This is a genomic window from Eisenbergiella sp. OF01-20, assembly GCF_003478085.1.
Classification (GTDB): Bacteria; Bacillota; Clostridia; order Lachnospirales; family Lachnospiraceae; genus Eisenbergiella.
The window spans coordinates 152,979-172,787 of record NZ_QUES01000006.1; the positions used below are offsets into that span (position 1 = coordinate 152,979).

Sequence of the window (19,809 nt, forward strand, 5' to 3'; positions counted from 1 at the left end):
TGCCGGTAGAAAATGGAGGGGAAAAAGTATGACAATGAAAGAAAGAATCGCAAACGGAAAATTATACACGGATTATTGCGAAGGGCTTCCGGAAGAAAGAAAGCTGTGCAAGAAGCGGATGAATGCTTTCAATGCGTCCGCTATGGAGGATTTGGACGGACGGATGGCGGCAATGACGGAACTGTTCGGCAGGGTGACCAATGCGTGGGTGGAACCGCCGTTTTATTGCTGCTATGGGACCCACATCACGATAGGAGAGGGAAGTTATCTGAATTTCAACTGCAATTTTGCAGACGACGGCAGAATTACCATCGGAAGGCGGGTTATGTTCGGGCCTGCTGTCACCATTGCTGCGGTGGGGCATCCTATCTGTCCGGATATGAGGGAGTATATGTATACGGATCCTGTGACCATTGGGGATAACTGCTGGATCGGGGCGGGAGCCGTGATCTGCCCTGGTGTAACCATAGGTGACAACAGCGTGATCGGCGCCGGCAGCGTGGTGACCAGGGATATTCCGGCGAATTCTGTGGCAGTGGGGAATCCCTGCCGGGTGCTGCGGGAAATCAATGAGAGGGACAGGCTGTATTATTATAAGGACCGGGAAATCACGCAGCAGGATCTGGCGGAAGAGGCCAGCCTGCGTTAGCGTGTTTTCAAAACACATTCCTGCAATCCGTCTGCCGCTTCCCTGAATTTTTCGGTCAGAATTCCCGTTGACCAGTCATACATTTCCATAGTCTCGTATTTCCGGTATTCGCATTCCAGGGCTACCAGCAGAGAAAGATAGATGTCATACCACAGCGCCCTGCGCTGCTGGGAGGCGGTAAGGTGTTCCAGGCCGTAGCCCTTACGGAAATCGGAATTGTCTCCATAGGTACGGAAGCCTACCTCCATGAGGGGATCCGCCCAGAGACACCTTTCCCAGTCAATGATCCCGCTGACCCTGCCGTCTTTTACAAAAATATTGCCGTCCCAGCAATCCCAGTGGACCAGCCGGGGAACGGTTACCTCCCGGAATACCTCCTTATCCCTTTCCAGATAATCCCACAGTTTATCCGCCGGAATTTTCAAATCAATATTCCTGGCGCGCGCATCCTCCGCGCCCAGCTTCAGCATGCTGCAGAAAACAGGGTACCATTCCGGACCCTGAAACGCGGGCTGGCCGGGATAACCGAAGCAGGGGCAGGTGATTTCATTGATCCGGTGCAGGATCGCACCCGTCTGGATATAGATATCCCGGATTTCCTGTTCTGTAAGGCTTTCTTTCAGGGAAAACAGGCTGGAACCTTCCAGCTTTTCCATGAAGAAATAAGGGGAAGGACAGAGCGTAAGACTGTCATCAAAGCCCAAAATCTGTGCGGCCGGGATTCCGGGACGGGAAGCCGCCAGCTTCATGGCCTCCACCTCCGTCCACATGATATTCTTCTCATAAGACATAACCGGAACGTCCCTGGGAGGGGCTACCTTCAGGATAGTCTGCCGGCCGCTCTCTAAGGTGATTTCATAGGCTACATTAAAATACCCTTCTGTCAGTTCCCGGCAGCCGGCAAGCTCATCCGGGGCAAAAAATTTTGCGGTCATTTTCCGGATCATGTCGTCGCTCTGCCGGTTTTTCGTTAAGCTTTCCATAGTTTATCTCCTTGAAATTTGTGGCAGCTGTATACCGACCACGCTGCAGTCAGTATATCGCTGAGAATAAAGGCGTACCAGACAACATGTATGCTTCCGGCCATCCCCAGAAGGAAAAGCAGGGGAATCCGTATAGCAAAGATGCTGCCAAGTGACAGGAAAAGTACCTTTTTCCCCATGCCAAGGGCCTGGTAAAAGGCCTGCACCACAGGCAGGATACCCTTGAGACAGAAGGAAAGGCACAGGATACGCAGGGCCTGCCCGCCGGTACGTTTGATACCCGCTTCATCGGTAAAAAGGCGGATCAGCCATTGGGAACCGGGATAGCAGAGGCATGTAAGAAGGAGGCCGTAGACAACGCCTGTGACCAGCGCATACGTCATGGTTTTCCGGATCCGGTCCTTACGCCTGCGCCCCCAGTCAAAGCCGATAACCGGCTGTATGCCCTGCATAATCCCGGAAAAGGGAGTGAGGAAAAAGGATTGCAGCCGTTCTATAACGGCAAAGCTGCCGATGGCCTGATTTCCTCCGGCCTGACCGAGCACATGGTTACAGACAACCACTGCCAGGCTGTTTCCCAGGTTGTTGAGAAAGGAGGGAAGCCCGATGGACAGGATTTCTTTCCCGATTAGCCGGTTCCACCGGATCTCCCTGAATCCGAGCCGGCAGGGAGTGGATTTCCGGAAGAAAAAATAGTACATACTGCTTCCTGCGGATACCACCTGTGCAAGGAAGGTAGCCCAGGCGGCGCCCCGGATCCCCATGGAAAAAACGAGGATAAAGAGGGGATCCAGCGCTAAATTCACCGTTACCGGGACTGCCCATTGCAGCATACTGTAGCCGATATCCCCCTCCGCCCGCATCACGCCTGAAAATCCGGTGCTGAATACGGTCCCGAGCAGCAGGACAGCACCGTAATCCACCGCATAGGGCAGTATTTGCGGCGTGCAGCCCAGGGCCGTCAGCAAAGGCTTCAGGAACAGCAGGCCGGCGGCGGTGATGACGACGGAGCCGGCCAGCCACATCCAGATCATACAGCCTGCAACGGCTTTCCCTTCCCGGGAAGATCCTTCTCCCAGTTTCCTGGAAATCACAGATCCGGTGCCGGTTCCCAGGGTGGAACTGATTCCGCCCACCAGTACCAGTACGGGGGAAAATATCCCGATTGCCCCGCTGGCCAGGCTTCCGGCTGTTCTGGATACAAAAAAAGTATCCGTCATGACATAAAAATTATAAAGCAGAATGGAGAATGTGGTCTGCGAGCACATGGCGAGCATCAGCCTTGGCACCGAAGCTGTTTCCAGGCTGTTTGTGCGGGAAGCTTTTTTCATCCCATAGTCCTTTCCCTGAAACGTATGACGAGGAACCGTTCTTTCTTATTTTACAGGAAACAGAAGAGGAAATCCAGAAGAACCGTATCGGTGTGGCGGTAAACCGCAATAGTGCGGCCATCGCCTGAAAACCGAAATAATGTAAATGTTATCTTCAGTTTTGCCAATATACTTTACGGCGTATATTCATTATAATAAAAGAGAAAGCTGCCTCACGGCTTTGGTTGGGCAGATACATAAATAAGAGGAGGAGAGGGATATGCAGACAAGAGAAGCACTGCTGCAGCACAAAGAAATTGACGGGGAGATGCTGAAATCGGCCTATGAAAAGGCGGCAGAACTGATTCAAGCGGCAACTGCCGAATTTACGGACAAATTTCCGCCGTCCGCCAGCGTAAACCATTTTTACCGGCCGGGAAGCAATTATGAGTGGACGCCGGGATTCTGGACAGGCGAGGTGTGGCTGGCCTATGAAAAGACCGGGGAGGAAACGCTTAAGAAAACAGCGGAGATTGAAGTGGCGGACTTTTACAGGAGGATTAAGGAAAAAGACGGCGTGGATCATCATGACATGGGCTTTTTATACTGTCCCTCCTGCGTTGCGGCTTATAAGCTGACAGGGAATGAGATCGGAAAGGAAGCGGCGATCATGGCTGCGGATAATCTCATGACACGGTTCCATGAAAAGGGACAGTTTTTCCAGGCATGGGGGAAGCTGGGGGAGGAAAACAACTACCGCCTGATCATCGATTGTCTGTTGAATATGCCGCTGCTGTTCTGGGCCGGAGAGGTGACCGGGAATACGGAATATGCCGGAAAAGCGGAAGCACATATCAAGACAGCAATGAAAAATATTATCCGGGAGGATCATTCCACCTACCATACCTTTTTCTTTGATGTGAATACGGGAGAACCCAAGAAGGGGGTTACCCATCAGGGCTACCGCGACGGTTCCGCCTGGGCCAGGGGACAGGCATGGGGCATATATGGATCCGCCCTTGCTTATAAATTCCTTCGGGAGGAAGAATATGCCGATATTTTCTGCAAGGTAACGGACTATTTCCTGGAGCATCTGCCGGGGGATATGGTACCCTATTGGGATTTTGATTTCAGTGACGGCAGCGGGGAGCCGAGGGATTCTTCGGCAGCGGCCATCGCGGCCTGCGGTATGCTTGAGATGAGCAAATACCTTCCTGAAGAGAAGGCGGCTTATTATACGGGAATGGCAAAACGGCTTCTGTATGCGCTGGTGACGGAATGTGCGGTTACTGATCCGTCCCAGTCCAACGGCCTGCTTTTCCATGGAACCTACGCAAAGAGTTCTCCTTATAATACCTGCCCTAACAACGGCGTGGACGAATGTGTCATCTGGGGCGATTACTTTTATATGGAAGCGCTCACAAGGCTTTCCATGGACTGGAAACCTTACTGGTATTGATGCAAGTTTTCCGATAAAGAAAAAGGAGAAGAAACATGACGCTGGAACAAAATTTTGACAGGCCGGATTCCTGTTATTTTGTGCCGGAAGGCCGCGTTTCGGTAACGGACAGCCTGATAACCTTCCGGGGAAAACAGAATGCCGCATACCGTCTTTGCCAGCATGATTACCGTTATCAACGGCGGGGATCCGCTTACGGAACCGGCGCAGGTGCAGCTTCTGGAAACCCGGAGCCATACACGGCATGTAACATTGAGCGGGGAGGAGGCACAGGCCGTAAAGATTACGGCAGGCGGAAGGAGTTATGTGGTAATACTCTGCCATGACGAGGTATTCCACAGTTCAGATGCCGTCATTGCCGGATCGTGCTTCGGTACCGGAAATGTCTGTGTTTTCGATGTGGCCGGGGCAAAAGAGGGCGAACGGCTGTACGGCGGCGAAGTACTCCATGTATGAACCGGCAGAATGGCGGAAAATATGCTGTGAAAAAACAGCCTGAATATGAAAGAGGGACTATCGTCTCAGCAATGCTGGGACGTGGGTCCTCTTTTCTTTCTGTTTTTTTGCTCTAAACGGGTATAATTCCCCTTATCCCCAAAGTCCGGGCGCCTTGGGTCGCGGTCCGGCAGTATCGGCTTACAGCCCATGTATCGAGCACCCGTTTTACGGGTGGCGGCAGGAACCCAGGCCTTTCAGGTAATCAAAAATTGGAAATTTATACTATTTTTAGTAAGGGTATTGTGATAAAATCAATTATATGTGGCTTGTTCCGGGCCTTGGGAGGTGCCGGTACAGTAAGACGGAGGCGGGCGGAAGGAAGAAAGCATTATGAGAAAGAACGGCAGGGCGTACCGAAAGCTTTATCTATCTTATGCATTCATTTTTTTGATTCCTATTACTATGGGGATTCTGTTTTATTTTTATGCGTACCGGGTGGCAAAGGAGCAGGCGGATGCTTCGAATTACAGCCTGATCCAGACGGTTAAAAATACGTGTGACAGGGAACTGGAATATTATGAAAATGCGCTGATCCAGCTGGCACTTAATAAAAATGTCCAGCAGCTGTCCGCGGTGCGGGGGGAATTCCGATCGGAAAATTCGTACCAGCTTTATCAGCTGCAGAATGAGATCTCAGATCTTCAGGTATCCATTAATAAAAAGGGAAATTTCTGCAAGGATATCATGGTGTACTTTAAAAACAGCAACAAGGTGGTCTCTTCCTTTGGAAATATGGATTTTCCCATGTATTGTGAATTGTATTGCTTTGAAGGGGATGAAGCTTCGGCGGAGAAGCTGAAAACACATTTGTCGGAGTATCATTTCCGTGATTCCATCCGCATGAATGCCAAGTGGACAGGCGGCCGGCCGGCCCTGCTTCTGACCATGACCAACCTGAAAGGGGATTTCGGGGAATCCTCCGCCATGATTGGTCTGTGGCTGGATTTGGATGTGCTCAACAGCAGTATTGAGCTGGCATCCTGGGAATCGGGACTGGACTGGGTCATTATCAACAGAGAAGACCAGATTATGAACCGCCCGGAGGGGTATCCCGGGATGGAAGTGCATTATGAGGAGCTGGCGGAGGATAGGGATCAGAAAACGGATTGGAATGGGGAGACGTATATCATGCGTACTGTATTTTCTACCGTTTTTGACTGGAAATATGTCCTTTTGATGCCGGAAAAAATGATCAGCGGTTCTGCCAGCAGGATGAAGAATATATTCCTGGCGGGTATTATGATATGTCTGCTGACCGGCTTCTGGACGGCGTCGCGGATGACACAAATCAACTATAATCCGTTGAAGGTACTGCTGGAGGTATTCCGTAAACACGACGAGGAAAGCCCGGATGTGGACAATGAATATCTGTATCTGAAGGAAAAGGCCATGTCACTTCTGGAGGAACGGTCCGATTTTAAACAGATGGTGAGCAGGAGCCAGGAGGTGGTAAAGCAGTACTACCTCACCGATCTGCTGCTGAATTCCTATGATGAAAGCGACGACACCCCGGACAGGGAGATGATCTGCCGGAAGTTCCGGGAGGGCAGGAACCTGGTTCTGCTTTTTATGGTCAAGGATATACCTGACCGGGAGGACAGCCAGGAGGAATATATCCAGAAAAACAGTCTGCGGAAATTTATTATCGGCAATGTGTTCGGCGAGGGCCTGGGGGAGCGCTTTTTCCTGGAAAAGGTGGAGCTGGGGGATATGGTTGCCATGATCATACATATCGGAATGGAAGAGGGGCCTTACGAAGAGCAGCTGGCCGGGATCGCGGATACCATGCAGAAGTTTATCGCCGAAAACTTCAATTTCCGTGTGGCCGTTCTGGCAGGGGAAGCGCACAGAGGGCTTGAGGGGGTTCATCTGTCTTATATGGAAGCGCGGGAAGCGGAGGAATTCGTGTCTGTCCTCGATCCGGATTATATCAGCTATCGGGAAATCCGCAACAGCTCCCACAAAAAATATGATTATTCCACAGAGCAGGAGGAACGAATTATTGCCGCTGTGAAAAATCATAACGCACCCCTTGCCATTTCTTATATCAACAAAATCCTGGATGTAAATTTCCTGGAGATCAAGGCGTCACCGGAAATGCTTAAATGTCTTTTATTTGATCTGATGGGAACCGTCATAAAAGCGGCCTGGGAGGTAGGGGATGCTTCCGGTGAGAATCCGGGGCCGGATGGTATCTCCATGAAGCTGCCGCTTGAAAAAATAAGGGAAAAATTCGCCCGTTCCGTGGAAAACCTTTGCAGGATACCAGAAATCCAGGCGGGAGCCGGCGGACAGAATCAGCAGCTGTGCCAAAAAGTAAGGGAATATATTCAGGAGAACTTCACGAATCCGGATCTGAATATATCCCAGACCGGCCTTTATTTTCACATGACCCCTGCCTACCTGTCTTCCATTTACAAAAAAGATACCGGGGAAAGCCTTTTGAAGTTCATAAACCAGACCCGAATTGACGAGGCGGAGAAGCTTTTGGCGGATGGAATCAGTGTTGTGGAGGTGGCGGAGCGCGTCGGCTTCCGAGACAGCTCCACCTTCATCCGTATTTTCAAAAAGTTTACGGGGGCGACGCCCGGCCAGCTGAAAAGCGGCAGATAACTTTCCATAAAAAAGTATATTCATTTAATAAATCATCAAAAAAGGTTGATAAAATCATTCGATTTTGTCAACCTTTTTCATGTTTTGCCTATATAAAAAATAAAATATTGCCTATAAAATAACTAAAAAGACATGCAAATTGTATAAAATGCAGATAACAGCATGCCTTTTAATAAGCAAGATAACGAATACCTTAAAAATCATGAAGGAGGAAGATTTATGAGAAGGAATCTGAAAAAGCCGGTTGCATTGCTCACGGCGGCACTGACGGCAGCATCCCTGCTGGCAGGATGCGGAGGATCTGCGGGGGAAAGCGCCAATGCGGATGCACAGGTAAAGGAAACAGGCAATGATGCGGCCGAGACAACAACGGGCGGTTCGGAGGCAGAAGGGGGCGCTTCGGCAGAAGAGGTATCTTATCCTCTGGCAGACGGCGGGACACTTACCTATTGGCTGCAGCTCAATCCCAATGTATCCGCCAACTTTACTAATTTAGGAGAAACGGAATTAGGAAAAGCATGGCAGGAGCAGACCGGTGTTACCGTGGAATTCCAGCATCCTGCATCCGGGCAGGAAAAGGAACAGTTCAACCTGATTGTGGCGGACGGAAGCCTTCCTGATATTATGGAGTGGCAATGGGTGAAGCAGTATCCGGGCGGACCGGAAAAAGCCATTAAAGATGGTGTGATTATTCCTTTAAATGATATTTTTGACAAATACTGTCCGAATATCAAAAAATATCTGGCGGAAAATCCCGATGTGGATAAGATGATTAAAACAGACGACGGCAACTATTTTGCATTCCCCTTCATCCGCGGCGAGGATAAGCTGTGCTATACCGTGGGCGGCTTTATCCGCCAGGATTGGCTGGAAGAGCTGGGGCTGGAAGTTCCCACAACTGTCGACGAGTGGCATGAAGTGCTGACCGCATTTAAGGAGAAAAAAGGTGCGGAAGCTCCGCTTTGCTTTGACTGGACGAACTTTAAGGATTCCAATCCCATCGCTTTCGCCTTTGAAGTAGGCACGGCAAACGGGACACAGTTCATTCTGGATGATGAAGGAAAGGTTGCCTTTGCACCCGCCCAGGAGGGTTACAGAGATTATCTGATGACGCTGAACCAGTGGTATGAAGAAGGGCTGATTGACAGGGATATTGCTACCCTAAACGGTGATCAGGTGACTGCAAAAATGACAAGTGATAAAGCCGGTGCGTCCGTAGGCTGGGCTGCCAGCCGTATGCAGCTGTTCATGACGAGCGCGCAGCAGAGCAATCCCGATTATACTCTGGTTGCAACCCCTACCCCCACGACGGAAAAAGGAGCCACACCGGAATATGGCTATGTGGAGAACCAGTTCCCCGATGTTGCAGCGGCAATTACCTCCAGCTGTGAGAATGTAGAGCTGGCTGCGAAATTCCTGGATTACGGCTATTCCGAGGCCGGCCATAACCTGTTTAACTTCGGTACGGAAGGCTTTTCCTATGAAATGAAGGACGGAAAAGCGGTATATACGGATATCGTTACCAATAATCCCGACGGATGGCCGCTCGCACAGTCTCTGGCCAAATATATCCGCGCCAACTATAACGGACCTTTTATCCAGGATCTGAATTACCTTGAGCAGTATTTGCAGCTTCCTACCGTAAAAGAATGCCCCAGCGTATGGGCGGTGCCGGATGCCAGAAAGCATACCGTTCCCAATATCACCCCCACACAGGAGGAATCCAAAGAACTGGCTACCATTACCAACGAGCTTGGTACCTATGTATCTGAAATGTCCTTAAAATTCATCTTCGGTACGGAAAGTTTCGATAACTGGGATACCTATATCGAGACCCTGCAGGGAATGAAGCTGGACAGAGCGCTGGAAATAGAAAACGCGGCACTGGAACGCTACAATGCAAGATAGCACCGGTTGATACCGGAAAATATACGGCCGGGGGCGGTTGTGCAAACAGTCCCCGGCTGTTTTCAAACCGAGGGAAAGGATAGGAAAAATGAAGGGGAATTCGTTGGGCTACAGAATAAAAAAAGACTTCCAGCGGAACTGGTCTTTATATCTGCTGGTTCTGCCTGTTATTATATTCTATGCGATTTTCATGTATAAACCCATGTATGGCGCGATTATCGCATTTAAGGACTATACACCTGCAAAAGGCGTGTTCGGAAGCGAGTGGGTGGGACTGGAAAACTTCACCAGATTTTTCAGCAGCCCTTATTTCGGAAGGCTTTTGAGAAATACATTGCTGCTGAGTATATACAGCATTATTTTCGGTTTTCCGGCGCCTATTATACTGGCGCTGCTTCTGAATGAGGTAAAGGGCAGAAAATTTAAGAAGGTATCACAGACAATCACTTACCTTCCTCATTTTATCTCCCTGGTAGTGGCCTGTGGTATGATTAAGGATTTCTGTCTGACGACAGGGCTTTTTAATGATATCATCGCATTATTTGGAGGAACCAGGGTCCCGCTTTTGCAGGATCCGGCTTATTTTCGTTCCATTTATACGATTTCCAGCATTTGGCAGGAGGTTGGCTGGGGCTCCATCATCTATCTTTCCGCCCTGTCCGGCGTGGACAGCCAGCTGTATGAAGCCGCTTCCATCGACGGCGCCGGAAAATGGAAACAGCTGCTTCATGTAACACTGCCCGGAATTGCGCCCACCATCATCATTATGCTGATTCTGCGGATGGGGTCCCTGATGAGCATGGGCTATGAAAAGACAATCCTGCTGTACAATCCGTCTACCTACGAGACTGCGGATATTATTTCTTCCTATGTATACCGGGCAGGTCTGATTGAACAGGACTGGAGCTATTCCACGGCAATCGGTCTGTTTAACTCTGTAATTAACTGTGTCCTGTTGTTTGTCACCAACCAGATATCCAAAAGAACAACAGAAAGCAGCTTGTGGTAAGGGGGGAATAAAATGAAAGTTAAAATATCTCGCGGTGAGAAACTATTCCAGGTTGTGAATTATTTTATCCTGTCGCTCATAGTACTGGTATGCCTTTACCCCATGTGGCATGTGGCTATGGCCTCCTTCAGCAACAGCACAGAGCTGATGGCCCATTCCGGTTTTTTGTTGAAACCGATGGGATTCAACCTGCAGGCCTATGTCAAAGTGTTCCAGAATCCAATGATTCTGAAAGGCTATGCAAATACATTGTTTATCCTGATCGTAGGTGTTATACTGGATTTGATTATGACGGCTCTTGCTGCCTATTTCTTTTCCAGAAAAGATGTGATGTTTAAAAAACCGCTGATGCTGTTAATCCTGTTCACCATGTTTTTCTCAGGAGGTATGATCCCGTTTTACCTTACCTTGAAGGATATGCATATGATTAACAGCAGGTGGGGGCTGATTATTCCGTTTATGATCAGTACATATAACATGATCATCCTGAGAACCTCCTTTGAGTCCATCCCCGACAGTCTGACGGAAGCGGCGAAAATCGACGGAGCGGGGCATATGACGATTCTGTTCCGCATCATTCTGCCGCTGTCTAAGGCGATCATGGCGGTTATGGTTCTTTACTATGGCGTGTCCATATGGAACGGATGGTTCTGGGCATCCACGATTCTGCGGGACAGGGAGCTGTATCCGCTGCAGGTCATCCTGCGGGAAATCCTGATATCCAACGATATCCAGGCGATGAACGGAGGTGCGGGCGGGGACGCCGAAGCAATTGCGCAGAGTATCAAATATGCCACGATCATGGTGGCTACCGTGCCGATCCTTTTCGTGTATCCGTTCCTGCAGAAATATTTTACCAAGGGCGTGATGATCGGAGCCGTCAAAGAATAAGAGGTGGACCAAGGAGGAAAATCCTCTGCTCGTCAGAGGACAAATTTCTAAAGAAATTGCATTTTGCTCCGCAAAACAAGGAGGATTTGGGGATGATAACAGCAGAAGCATCCGGGATTACACTGTATTTGGATGAAAGGACGCTGCATATGGGCGTCAGGGCCGGGGCTGCGGATTGGAAATGGGCGGATAGCTTCCGCCCCGTCATTGTTACGGGGGAGGAAGCACTGGATTTTACACGCTGGCAGGAAACGGTGCATGAGCCGTTTGTTTCCGGAGTGGGGAAAGGAATCCGCTCCTCTTACCGGAGGCTGGATGGAAAGGAAGATTCCTATTCCTTTGAAACCGCTGTCTGGGTGGAAACGATGGAAGAGGATGGCGGCCGCTGTTCCGAAGGCGGGGCAAAGCTGTATGGAAGGGTTCATTTTGAATGGATTCCCGTCTGCGAAAAAGGGCTGTCCGTTAAGGAAGTGAGATGGCCCGGCTGTATGGACTTTGAAGAACCTCTTTCCGGCTGGCAGACACTTGTCAATGAGGGGCAGGGCCTGCTGATACCCAATAACTGGGACACGCAGACGGGTGAGCTTTCCTTTAACGGAAGGTTTCTCACCGCCGGAGGCTACATGCCCTGGTACGGGCAAATCAGGGAGCGTTCCGGCTATATTGCCATTGCGGCCACGCCGTGGAATGGGGGCGCCTGGCTGGAACATCCGGCGGGAGGTCCTTATACCCATATCGGAACCTGGTGGGAGCCGAGCCTTGGAAAAATGGATTATAAACGCTGCATGGAATATGTGTTTGCAGAAAACTGTGATTATAACGACCTTTGCAAGATATATAGAAGCTATGGGAAGGATACCGGGCTTCTTGTGACCCTTGAGGAAAAAGCGGCAAGGGTCCCTTCCGTAAAGGAATTGGCGGGCTGCAGCATCATGCACTGCGGCATCAAGACCAATGTGAATCCGGAATCGGATTTCTTTGACAAAGAGGATCCGGATAAAAACAACCATATCACCCCTTTTTCCGTGCGGGAAAAACAGCTGGAAAGCCTGCACAGGATGGGAGTGGAAAAGCTTTACCTGCATCTGGACGGCTGGGCACAGCCCGGATACGATAATAAGCACCCGGACTACCGGGGTGCCTGCCGGGAAGCCGGCGGCTGGGAGGGGATGAAGAGCCTGGCAGATACCGCGCATCGCTGCGGATTTTTATTCGGTATCCATGATCAGTACAGGGATTATTATCTGGATGCTAAAACCTATGACGAGGAATATGCCACCCGGCTGCCGGACGGCTCGATCCCGGTACATAAGAGATGGGCGGGAGGCCCGCAGACCTATCTGTGCGGCACCCAGGCACCTTATTATGTCAAACGTAATTTTCAGGATCTGTTCCGCCATGGCATCGGGCTGGACGGAGCCTATCTGGATGTGTTTACCTGCAATGAAGGGGATGAATGCAGCAATCCCAGGCACCGGATGACAAGACAGGAATGCTATGAATTTAGAAAACACTGTTTTGACTGGCTGCTGGCAAGAGGGATTCTAACCAGCTCGGAGGAGGTATCCGACTGGAGCATGCAGAGCCTGGTTTTCTGCCATTACGCGCCCTATTCTTTTATGCTTAAAAAGCCGGGTACGCCCCGGGAAGGAATTCCGGTGCCCTTGTTCAACCTGGTATATCATGACTGTGTGCTGGAGCCGTGGATGATGGACCGGCCGGAATCCGGGGAGGATCTGATGGGCTACGCGCTTCTCAATGGCGGGATGCCCTATCTGATCCGGGACGGTGCATATGAAAATACGGACGGCTCGTTTACCGACAGTTCCGGCATGGGGATTGAAGAAATGATAGCCCGCTGTAAGGTGGTACAGGCCGTTCATGAAAAGGTGGCATTTTGTGAAATGACCCGGCACGAGCTTCTGGATAGGGAAGGAAAGAAACAGCGGACCCTGTTTTCGGACGGGACCTGTGTGACGGTGGATTTGGCGGCCGGGGAGTATGATATCTCGGCCCGGCTGCCGTGAGGGGGCAAAGCGGAGAGCAGCTCAAATGCTTCCGGATTGTCATTTCCTTTGCGGTTACGGCGTTTCAAGGTTGATGCCCCGTTGCCTGCGGCGGGGTATTTGACCGGGCTGACCGCAGCCTTTCCATCTGCCGGTGCAGATAATCCTGATAGACTGTTAAATCAGCTGTTTTTTCTTCCTTTTCCATCACAGAAAGCAGCTGAAGGGCCCGATCCATTTCGGACAGCGCCGCCGGAATATCACCTGCTTCCTCCCGGCATTCTGCGGTTTTTACCATCATTTGCAACATATTTTCAAACGAAATCCATTTCTGCTTCTCCGCCGCTTCCCGTTTGGGTTTTCCGGTCAGAAGAAACGCCATTTCCGTCAGTTTTGTGAAAGTGATTTCCGGAAGCTGCTCAATGGCGGCCAAAGCGCTTATGTCATCCCCTTTTGCGTGGCAGGCGTAGGCCAGAAAACGGAGGGCATCATATTTTATGGCAGGATTATCCGTCCGTTCCGCCAGCCTGCCTGCCACAGAAATTGTTTCCTCCGGGTTTTCCGTATAATTCATGACATATAGAAGGTGGTGCAGCAAAGTATCATGATACGGATATTTTTGCAATCCTTCTTCAAGAAGCTTCCGGCTTTTTATGGGATCGGTTTCCCGATATTTACAGGCTTCCCGGCATATTTCATCTATATTCTGCCGGATCTCCTCCTGACGGAAGGTGAAGAGCTCGTCAATGGAGATCTGGAAATAACCGGCCAGGGCGGGAACCAGGGTGATATCGGGAAGGGCAATGCCGTTTTCCCATTTACTCACCGCCTGGAAGGATACGCCAATGCGGTCTGCAAGCTGCTCCTGAGTGATGCCGCGTTCCCTGCGTAAATCTCTGATTTTTTTCCGATAGACAGCTTCATTCGTTTTCCTCTTTTCTTGTTAACGGGAATGCTCTTTCTGTGATACAGTATAGCGCGGGCGGGGAAACAGGACAATAGCCGCTTGCGTGATCCGGACTCTACCGACAGTTGAAACCGTCGTTCAGCGTATCAGCGATACTGCAGTTTTCCTGTTCCCGTTCCAGGATATCCTTCAGACGCAGCCAAGTGTGTACGCCGTTGTATTGCAGACTGTTATTTTCCGCATAGCGGATTATCCCCTCCGCCAATAATTACTTTGGAAGCAATTACAGCCTTTATTCTTCTAACGCCGGCAGAAGAAGCTTCCTCCTTCAGGATTTTAAAAGAACCAAGTTCCCCAGTGTTTTTAGCATGAGGACCGCCGCAAATTTCCTTGGAATATCCCGGAATCGTGTATACCTTTACGATTTCTCCATATTTGCAGGAGAACACACCAACAGCTCCTTCTTCGTATGCTTTCTCTGGTGTCATTTCCTCTAAAATCACATCTATATTTTGTACAATAGCTTCGTTTACAATAGCTTCTACCTGCGTAAGCTCCTCCTTTGTCACCTTTCTTCCATAGGAAAAATCGAATCGCAAACGTTCAGAAGTGATATTACTGCCTCTTTGGGATACTTCTTCACCAAGAACCTTTCTTAGTGCTGCGTTCAACAAATGTGTTGCCGTATGAAGTCTGGCTGTCTGTTTATTATTGTCAGCTAAGCCTCCTGCAAACTTTCCTGCAGCTCCTTGCCTGGATTTATTTTGGTGCTCCTCAAATTTCTTACGAAATTCATCCATATCTATCCGGTGTCCTCTTTCTGAAGCAAGCTCAGATGTGAGCGCAATTGGGAAGCCATAGGTATCATATAATTTAAAGGCAAGTTCACCAGAAAGAACTCCATCGTGCCCGATATTATCAAGATATTTGTTTGCCTTTTTCAATCCATCATCCAGAGTCTTTGTAAATAAAGTAAACTCTTTTTGCAGTTGCTCTAAAATAAACGCTCTATTGTCACCCAATTCCGGATAGGCTGTTTTATATTGCTGAATAATTCCATCTGACAGTTCACACAAATAATTTGTATTAATGTCAGCCTTCTTAAATAAGCGGATTATTCTGCGAATCAATCTTCTTAAAATATAACCTTGTTCTGTATTAGATGGACTAATCTTCATTGGGTCACCCAGAATGAATGTGATAGTTCTGGTATGCTCGCAAATAATTCTCTTGTCCCTCTCTGACAAATCTCTTCCTTCTTTTTCCAGTATCTCTTCAACTCTTTGCATAACCGGGATAAACAGCTCAGTATCATACACATTTGTTTTTCCGTTAAAAATAGTCAGAACACGCTCTAGCCCCATTCCTGTATCCACATTCTTCTGTTTAAGTTCCGTAAACGAACCATCTGCCTCTTTGTTAAACTGCATGAAAACATTATTCCATATTTCCACATATTTTCCGCAGTGACATGACGGACCACACTTCGGACCACATTCAGACTTACCTATATCGTAAAATATCTCAGTGTCCGGTCCGCAAGGTCCTGTCTGACCTGCCGGTCCCCACCAGTTATCCTCTCTTCCATATCGGAAAATCTGGTCACTTGTAAGACCAAAGTGCTTCCAAATTTCTTCTGTCTCCACATCTGGCGGTACCAATTCATCTCCTTCAAACACCGTTACAGCCAATCGTTCTACAGGGATATGAAGATAAGCAGTCAGAAACTCAAAGCTCATGGTAATAGCTTCCTGTTTAAAATAATCTCCTAATGACCAGTTTCCCAACATTTCAAAGAAAGTACAATGAGTATCGTCTCCTACTTCGTCGATATCCTCTGTTCTGACACACTTCTGTATATTTGTAAGCCGCTTTCCGCTAGGATGTTTCTCGCCCAGTAAATAGGGTACCAACGGATGCATTCCTGCGGTGGTAAATAACACAGTCGGGTCATTCTCCGGGAGAAGAGACGCTGATGCGATTTCCTTATGCCCCCTTTCTTTAAAAAAGTTTACGTACATTGTTCTCAATTCATTTGCTGTCATGTTTCCTTCTCCTTTCTGACATTTCTCCAAAACAAAAAGCCCTAAGCTGATATAATATCAACTTAGGGCGAACTTTCATGTCCGTGTTACCACCTAATTTCAGATGTCTCTGCGCTCTGCACCCATTCATTTATTTATTTTTCCAGCTCCATCAGCACCGGAATCGGTGCTGAAGCCCATGCATGGCATAAGCTGGTATTCCACTTCTGATCCTTGCCCCATGCTTCATAAGCTGTAGTGGCGCCCTCCGACAGCATTTGAAACCAGGAATACCCGCTTTTATTTACGATCAGATCATAAGCAGCTTTTGGATATCCCAATCGAATCAGTCCATAGAGCACAAAATAAGATACATACACACCACAGCGTAAGCCTCTTTTCATGATAAATTCTGCAATCTTATTTTCCCTTGGCGCTAAATCGAAAAAGGCCGCAAAGGCATTCGCATGGAGGGAACTGTGTTTACTTATTGTAGAATCTACAAATAGCCCGGTTTTTTCATCAAAGAAGCTTTCTATAAATTGCTGTTTTAACCGTTCTGTTTCCGGGGGTTCTGAATCGGGGATATCTGAACTACCAGGCAGTCGTAAAAGTTTCCGTAATTCTTCCATGCACTGTTTCATTCCTATATATAAAGCATTTATGACATTATGACAGCCCTTTCCGATAGGGGCCTGGGGCAAAGCGAAATCATAATTATCGCGCAGATTCTCCGGCCAGTCTACAAGGTTCCATTTAGTGTTAACCTGTTCCAGCATGCCAAGATCGTTTTTAAACGGTTCAAAATACCTTTCGACACCTTCCGCTGCCGGATAAAGGTTTTTCAGAAAATCCATGTCCTTTGTAAAATGGTAATACATAAGAAGCTGATACGGATAGAGCAAGGAATAATCTGCAATTTCCTGCATGAAACTTCCTGGTGCCACAGCCATCATTCCCTTGCAGATCGCTGTGGAATGTGCGAAATCCATAAGAGCCTTTTTAAACAGCTTCGTATCACCTGTAAGGCAATATAATGCATGTGCCGTCACGGTCAAGTCACCCAGATACTGTCCTTTTTCGCGGCTGGGACAGTCCAAAAAACCTTCCTGACAACAATTTCTTACCGCGTTTTTACAAATCACCCAGATTTGCTGTACCAATGGATCCTCCGTGTGAAAACGGCATGTACTGTCATCAAAAGGATAATGTCTGAAACGGACTTTAAAATCCTTCATAGAAACCTTTGCCACTGTTATAAGCTGCACATATCGAAAGCATTTATATTCAAAGGTTTCCAGTTCATTGCTGCCGACAGCCAGAACGAGACGATCCTCATAACAACAGTTACATCTCATTTGATACCGCACCATGGCATCATGCGCAGCAGTTTTATCAATCGCTATCTTTGTATCAGGGGAAAGCAGTTCCTCTCCATAGCGAATGACAACTTCATCTCCAGCGTGACCTGTAATTTTCATATGGAAAGTTCCTGTTAATTCCTCTCCAAAATCCAAAAGATATCCATCTGAAAGCTTTTTTATCAGAACCGGTTTCCGTTCTTCCACCACCACATTATCACATGGCTGCGGAAGAAATACATGGTCATCATCCTTGCAGATAACCGCCATATCCCAATCAGAATCATCAAAGCCAACCATTTTCCACGCAGAAAGCTTTTTGCGGTTATCAATGATTTCATTAAACTGCGTATCATATCCTATCGTCTTGCTATAGCCGTATTCCTCCATAGCTCTGCATTTCCAGTTATTATCCAGCAGCTGTACACCATCCGCCCATAGATCGGCAATCATGCCCTGTCTGTAGTCGCCGCTGTTATAGGCCCGATTGACCAGTCCCTGATAATAGACATGAACAGCAATAACGTTTTCGCCCGTTTGCAGATAGTCCGTGATATCCACCTGATTATAATAATAGCAAAATGCGTAAGAATTGGCAGGACCCTGGGTAATATAAAAACCATTTACATAAAGAATGTAATGATCATCTCCTGAAATATGTAGAACAGCTTTTTTTACTTGTTTGGGGAGGTTAAAGGTTTTACGGAACATGGCGTGGCTGTTTTTTAAGTCTTCCCGGTGTTCAGGAAGCCGAAAAGAAGAATCCCATTCCCTGTGAAGCAGCGCAAGCGGTTTTAACGATTGAAATGGGGGACTGCATACCCACATGTTGTTCCATTCTTTTTCCTTATTACTCATACAAAAATTCCTCTATAGCCAGCTTTTTGAAGTTTATTTGCTCTTATTTACCGGTGCGTCTCCTACGGAATTTCTCTCGATCAGATTGCAGGAAAGCTGCTGGTCCAAATCCACATCCTCACCGGAAAGTATACTCAGCAGGGTCTGTGCGGCCAGTTCTCCTATATCATAGAGCGGAATATGAAGCGTGGTTATGGAAGGGAAGCTGTACGCAGAGCAGCTTCTGTCATCGAAGCCGATAACGGACAGCTCTTCCGGGACATTTATTTTAAGGCGGCGGGCCGCTGCTATGACGGCACAGGCCATAGGATCGTTCATGGCAAAGATGGCGGTGGGGCGATCCGGCATGGAAAGAAGCCGGCAGGCCTGTTCGTATGCCAAATCATAGCTCCAGTCTCCGGCAGTGATGAAGGACGGAGGAAGAGAGAGCCTGGCATCGACCATAGCGGCTCTAAATCCCATAATGCGCTGATGGACAAATTCCTGATCCAGACTTCCGGTTATGGTGGAGATACGTTTGTGACCGTGGCGGATCAGATATTGAACAGCCATTTTGGCGGCGCTGAAGTTATCATAAGTGACCGTATGATCATCGGGAGAGGCTGTACAGTAGGCAAACACAACGGGGGATTGGATTACATGGCGGATATGGCTTACATTACCAGAGTTTGCCCCTACATATATGATGCCCCTTGCTCTGGATGCCTCCAACAGATTCAGGCTGGAGTGAAGCAGCGCCGTGTCGTATTCGGAATGACTGTAGGAGCGCAGGTTACAGAGGGTGACGGTATAGCCGTGAAGGTCAAAATAGGCACATATGGCATCAATAATCGGAGGAGTATTAAAAGAAGATACTTCTTCTGCGATGACACCGATGGAATTGTAGTTGTTGGTTTTCAGACTTTTAGCCATGAAGTTCGGAACATAATTCAGCTCCTTCAGAGCCTTCCGCACTTTGGAAGCAGTATCGGGAGACACCTTCTTCGTCTGATTGATTACATTGGAAACTGTGGCTATGGAAACACCGGCCCGCTCGGCAACATCACGAATTGTAATCATGTAAAACCTCCCCAAGAATTAGTTTAAACGGTTGGGCTGCCTATATTGTAACAGAATAAAACGTTTAATACAAGGAAAGCGCATTATTTTAACGTTTTAAAAATTTTATACAGTTTTAAACTGGATAAATTGTATAAAGTTAACAAATAATTTAAAGATATGAGGACGATGTTGACAAAACAGTGATGCAATTATATACTTCATCAAAGATAAACGTTTAAATAAGTCTAAGGAATTAAAGGCTATTACAGTTTATTGAATTTTTACTGAAATA

At 48.2% G+C, this 19,809-nt stretch carries 14 protein-coding genes; 8 read left to right on the top strand and 6 right to left on the bottom strand.

The genetic code is table 11. From position 1 onward, the window contains the following. Positions 1–28: 28 nt before the first annotated feature. Positions 29–649 carry a sugar O-acetyltransferase gene (locus DXA36_RS10350; protein ID WP_118678816.1) on the top strand — a complete coding sequence of 207 codons (621 nt, stop codon included), beginning with the start codon at positions 29–31 and terminating at the stop codon, positions 647–649. On the opposite strand, the gene DXA36_RS10355 is transcribed toward DXA36_RS10350, so the two are convergent. Both DXA36_RS10355 and DXA36_RS10360 read right to left on the bottom strand, forming a co-directional pair. Then, on the bottom strand, positions 646–1,632 hold the full coding sequence (locus DXA36_RS10355; protein ID WP_118678818.1) for an aminoglycoside phosphotransferase family protein: 987 nt from the start codon (positions 1,630–1,632) through the stop codon (positions 646–648). The two genes, DXA36_RS10350 and DXA36_RS10355, sit on opposite strands and share 4 nt — an antisense overlap. Further along, entirely contained in the window at positions 1,620–2,963 is a 1,344-nt protein-coding gene (locus DXA36_RS10360) for an MATE family efflux transporter (protein WP_118678820.1), read from the bottom strand. The genes DXA36_RS10355 and DXA36_RS10360 overlap by 13 nt, the downstream gene beginning before the upstream one ends. Positions 2,964–3,222: 259 nt before the next feature. Between DXA36_RS10360 and DXA36_RS10365 the strand changes: the two genes are divergently transcribed. The 7 genes from DXA36_RS10365 to DXA36_RS10395 all read left to right on the top strand — a co-directional run bounded on the left by DXA36_RS10365 (position 3,223) and on the right by DXA36_RS10395 (position 13,347). Then, positions 3,223–4,401, top strand: coding sequence for a glycoside hydrolase family 88 protein (locus DXA36_RS10365; RefSeq protein WP_118678822.1), 1,179 nt, complete (start codon positions 3,223–3,225; stop codon positions 4,399–4,401). A 138-nt stretch (positions 4,402–4,539) separates the two neighbouring features. Further along, on the top strand, positions 4,540–4,857 hold the full coding sequence (locus DXA36_RS10370; protein WP_147366569.1) for a hypothetical protein: 318 nt from the start codon (positions 4,540–4,542) through the stop codon (positions 4,855–4,857). A gap of 372 nt (positions 4,858–5,229) precedes the next feature. Further along, positions 5,230–7,512 carry a helix-turn-helix domain-containing protein gene (locus DXA36_RS10375; RefSeq protein WP_118678826.1) on the top strand — a complete coding sequence of 761 codons (2,283 nt, stop codon included), beginning with the start codon at positions 5,230–5,232 and terminating at the stop codon, positions 7,510–7,512. A gap of 219 nt (positions 7,513–7,731) precedes the next feature. Next, a complete protein-coding gene (locus tag DXA36_RS10380) occupies positions 7,732–9,420 on the top strand; it encodes an extracellular solute-binding protein (RefSeq protein ID WP_118678828.1) in 1,689 nt (562 codons plus the stop codon). An 88-nt stretch (positions 9,421–9,508) separates the two neighbouring features. After that, on the top strand, positions 9,509–10,429 hold the full coding sequence (locus DXA36_RS10385) for an ABC transporter permease (protein WP_118678830.1): 921 nt from the start codon (positions 9,509–9,511) through the stop codon (positions 10,427–10,429). Positions 10,430–10,441: 12 nt separating this feature from the next. After that, a complete protein-coding gene (locus DXA36_RS10390; RefSeq protein WP_118678832.1) occupies positions 10,442–11,320 on the top strand; it encodes a carbohydrate ABC transporter permease in 879 nt (292 codons plus the stop codon). A 92-nt stretch (positions 11,321–11,412) separates the two neighbouring features. Then, complete coding sequence (locus DXA36_RS10395; RefSeq protein ID WP_118678834.1) at positions 11,413–13,347, top strand: DUF5696 domain-containing protein; 1,935 nt, start codon at positions 11,413–11,415, stop codon at positions 13,345–13,347. 64 nt (positions 13,348–13,411) lie between these two features. Here the strand turns inward: DXA36_RS10395 and DXA36_RS10400 are convergent, their stop codons facing one another. The 4 genes from DXA36_RS10400 to DXA36_RS10415 form a co-directional block, all read right to left on the bottom strand. Beyond that, the gene (locus tag DXA36_RS10400) at positions 13,412–14,227 is read right to left on the bottom strand and encodes a helix-turn-helix domain-containing protein (RefSeq protein WP_118678836.1); all 816 of its coding nucleotides are present in this window, start codon (positions 14,225–14,227) and stop codon (positions 13,412–13,414) included. 236 nt (positions 14,228–14,463) lie between these two features. After that, complete coding sequence (locus DXA36_RS10405) at positions 14,464–16,278, bottom strand: alanine--tRNA ligase (RefSeq protein WP_118678838.1); 1,815 nt, start codon at positions 16,276–16,278, stop codon at positions 14,464–14,466. 134 nt (positions 16,279–16,412) lie between these two features. Further along, entirely contained in the window at positions 16,413–18,476 is a 2,064-nt protein-coding gene (locus tag DXA36_RS10410; RefSeq protein ID WP_118678840.1) for a family 78 glycoside hydrolase catalytic domain, read from the bottom strand. 33 nt (positions 18,477–18,509) lie between these two features. Then, positions 18,510–19,535 carry a LacI family DNA-binding transcriptional regulator gene (locus DXA36_RS10415; protein ID WP_118678842.1) on the bottom strand — a complete coding sequence of 342 codons (1,026 nt, stop codon included), beginning with the start codon at positions 19,533–19,535 and terminating at the stop codon, positions 18,510–18,512. Positions 19,536–19,809 lie beyond the last annotated feature (274 nt).

Coding starts and splice junctions, on each gene's coding strand:
- DXA36_RS10390 (WP_118678832.1), top strand. CDS start 10,442: ATGAAAGTTAAAATATCTCGCGGTGAGAAACTATTCCAGGTTGTGAAT.
- DXA36_RS10375 (WP_118678826.1), top strand. CDS start 5,230: ATGAGAAAGAACGGCAGGGCGTACCGAAAGCTTTATCTATCTTATGCA.
- DXA36_RS10405 (WP_118678838.1), bottom strand. CDS start 16,278: ATGACAGCAAATGAATTGAGAACAATGTACGTAAACTTTTTTAAAGAA.
- DXA36_RS10360 (WP_118678820.1), bottom strand. CDS start 2,963: ATGAAAAAAGCTTCCCGCACAAACAGCCTGGAAACAGCTTCGGTGCCA.
- DXA36_RS10395 (WP_118678834.1), top strand. CDS start 11,413: ATGATAACAGCAGAAGCATCCGGGATTACACTGTATTTGGATGAAAGG.
- DXA36_RS10385 (WP_118678830.1), top strand. CDS start 9,509: ATGAAGGGGAATTCGTTGGGCTACAGAATAAAAAAAGACTTCCAGCGG.
- DXA36_RS10365 (WP_118678822.1), top strand. CDS start 3,223: ATGCAGACAAGAGAAGCACTGCTGCAGCACAAAGAAATTGACGGGGAG.
- DXA36_RS10350 (WP_118678816.1), top strand. CDS start 29: ATGACAATGAAAGAAAGAATCGCAAACGGAAAATTATACACGGATTAT.
- DXA36_RS10370 (WP_147366569.1), top strand. CDS start 4,540: ATGCCGCATACCGTCTTTGCCAGCATGATTACCGTTATCAACGGCGGG.
- DXA36_RS10410 (WP_118678840.1), bottom strand. CDS start 18,476: ATGAGTAATAAGGAAAAAGAATGGAACAACATGTGGGTATGCAGTCCC.
- DXA36_RS10380 (WP_118678828.1), top strand. CDS start 7,732: ATGAGAAGGAATCTGAAAAAGCCGGTTGCATTGCTCACGGCGGCACTG.
- DXA36_RS10355 (WP_118678818.1), bottom strand. CDS start 1,632: ATGGAAAGCTTAACGAAAAACCGGCAGAGCGACGACATGATCCGGAAA.
- DXA36_RS10415 (WP_118678842.1), bottom strand. CDS start 19,535: ATGATTACAATTCGTGATGTTGCCGAGCGGGCCGGTGTTTCCATAGCC.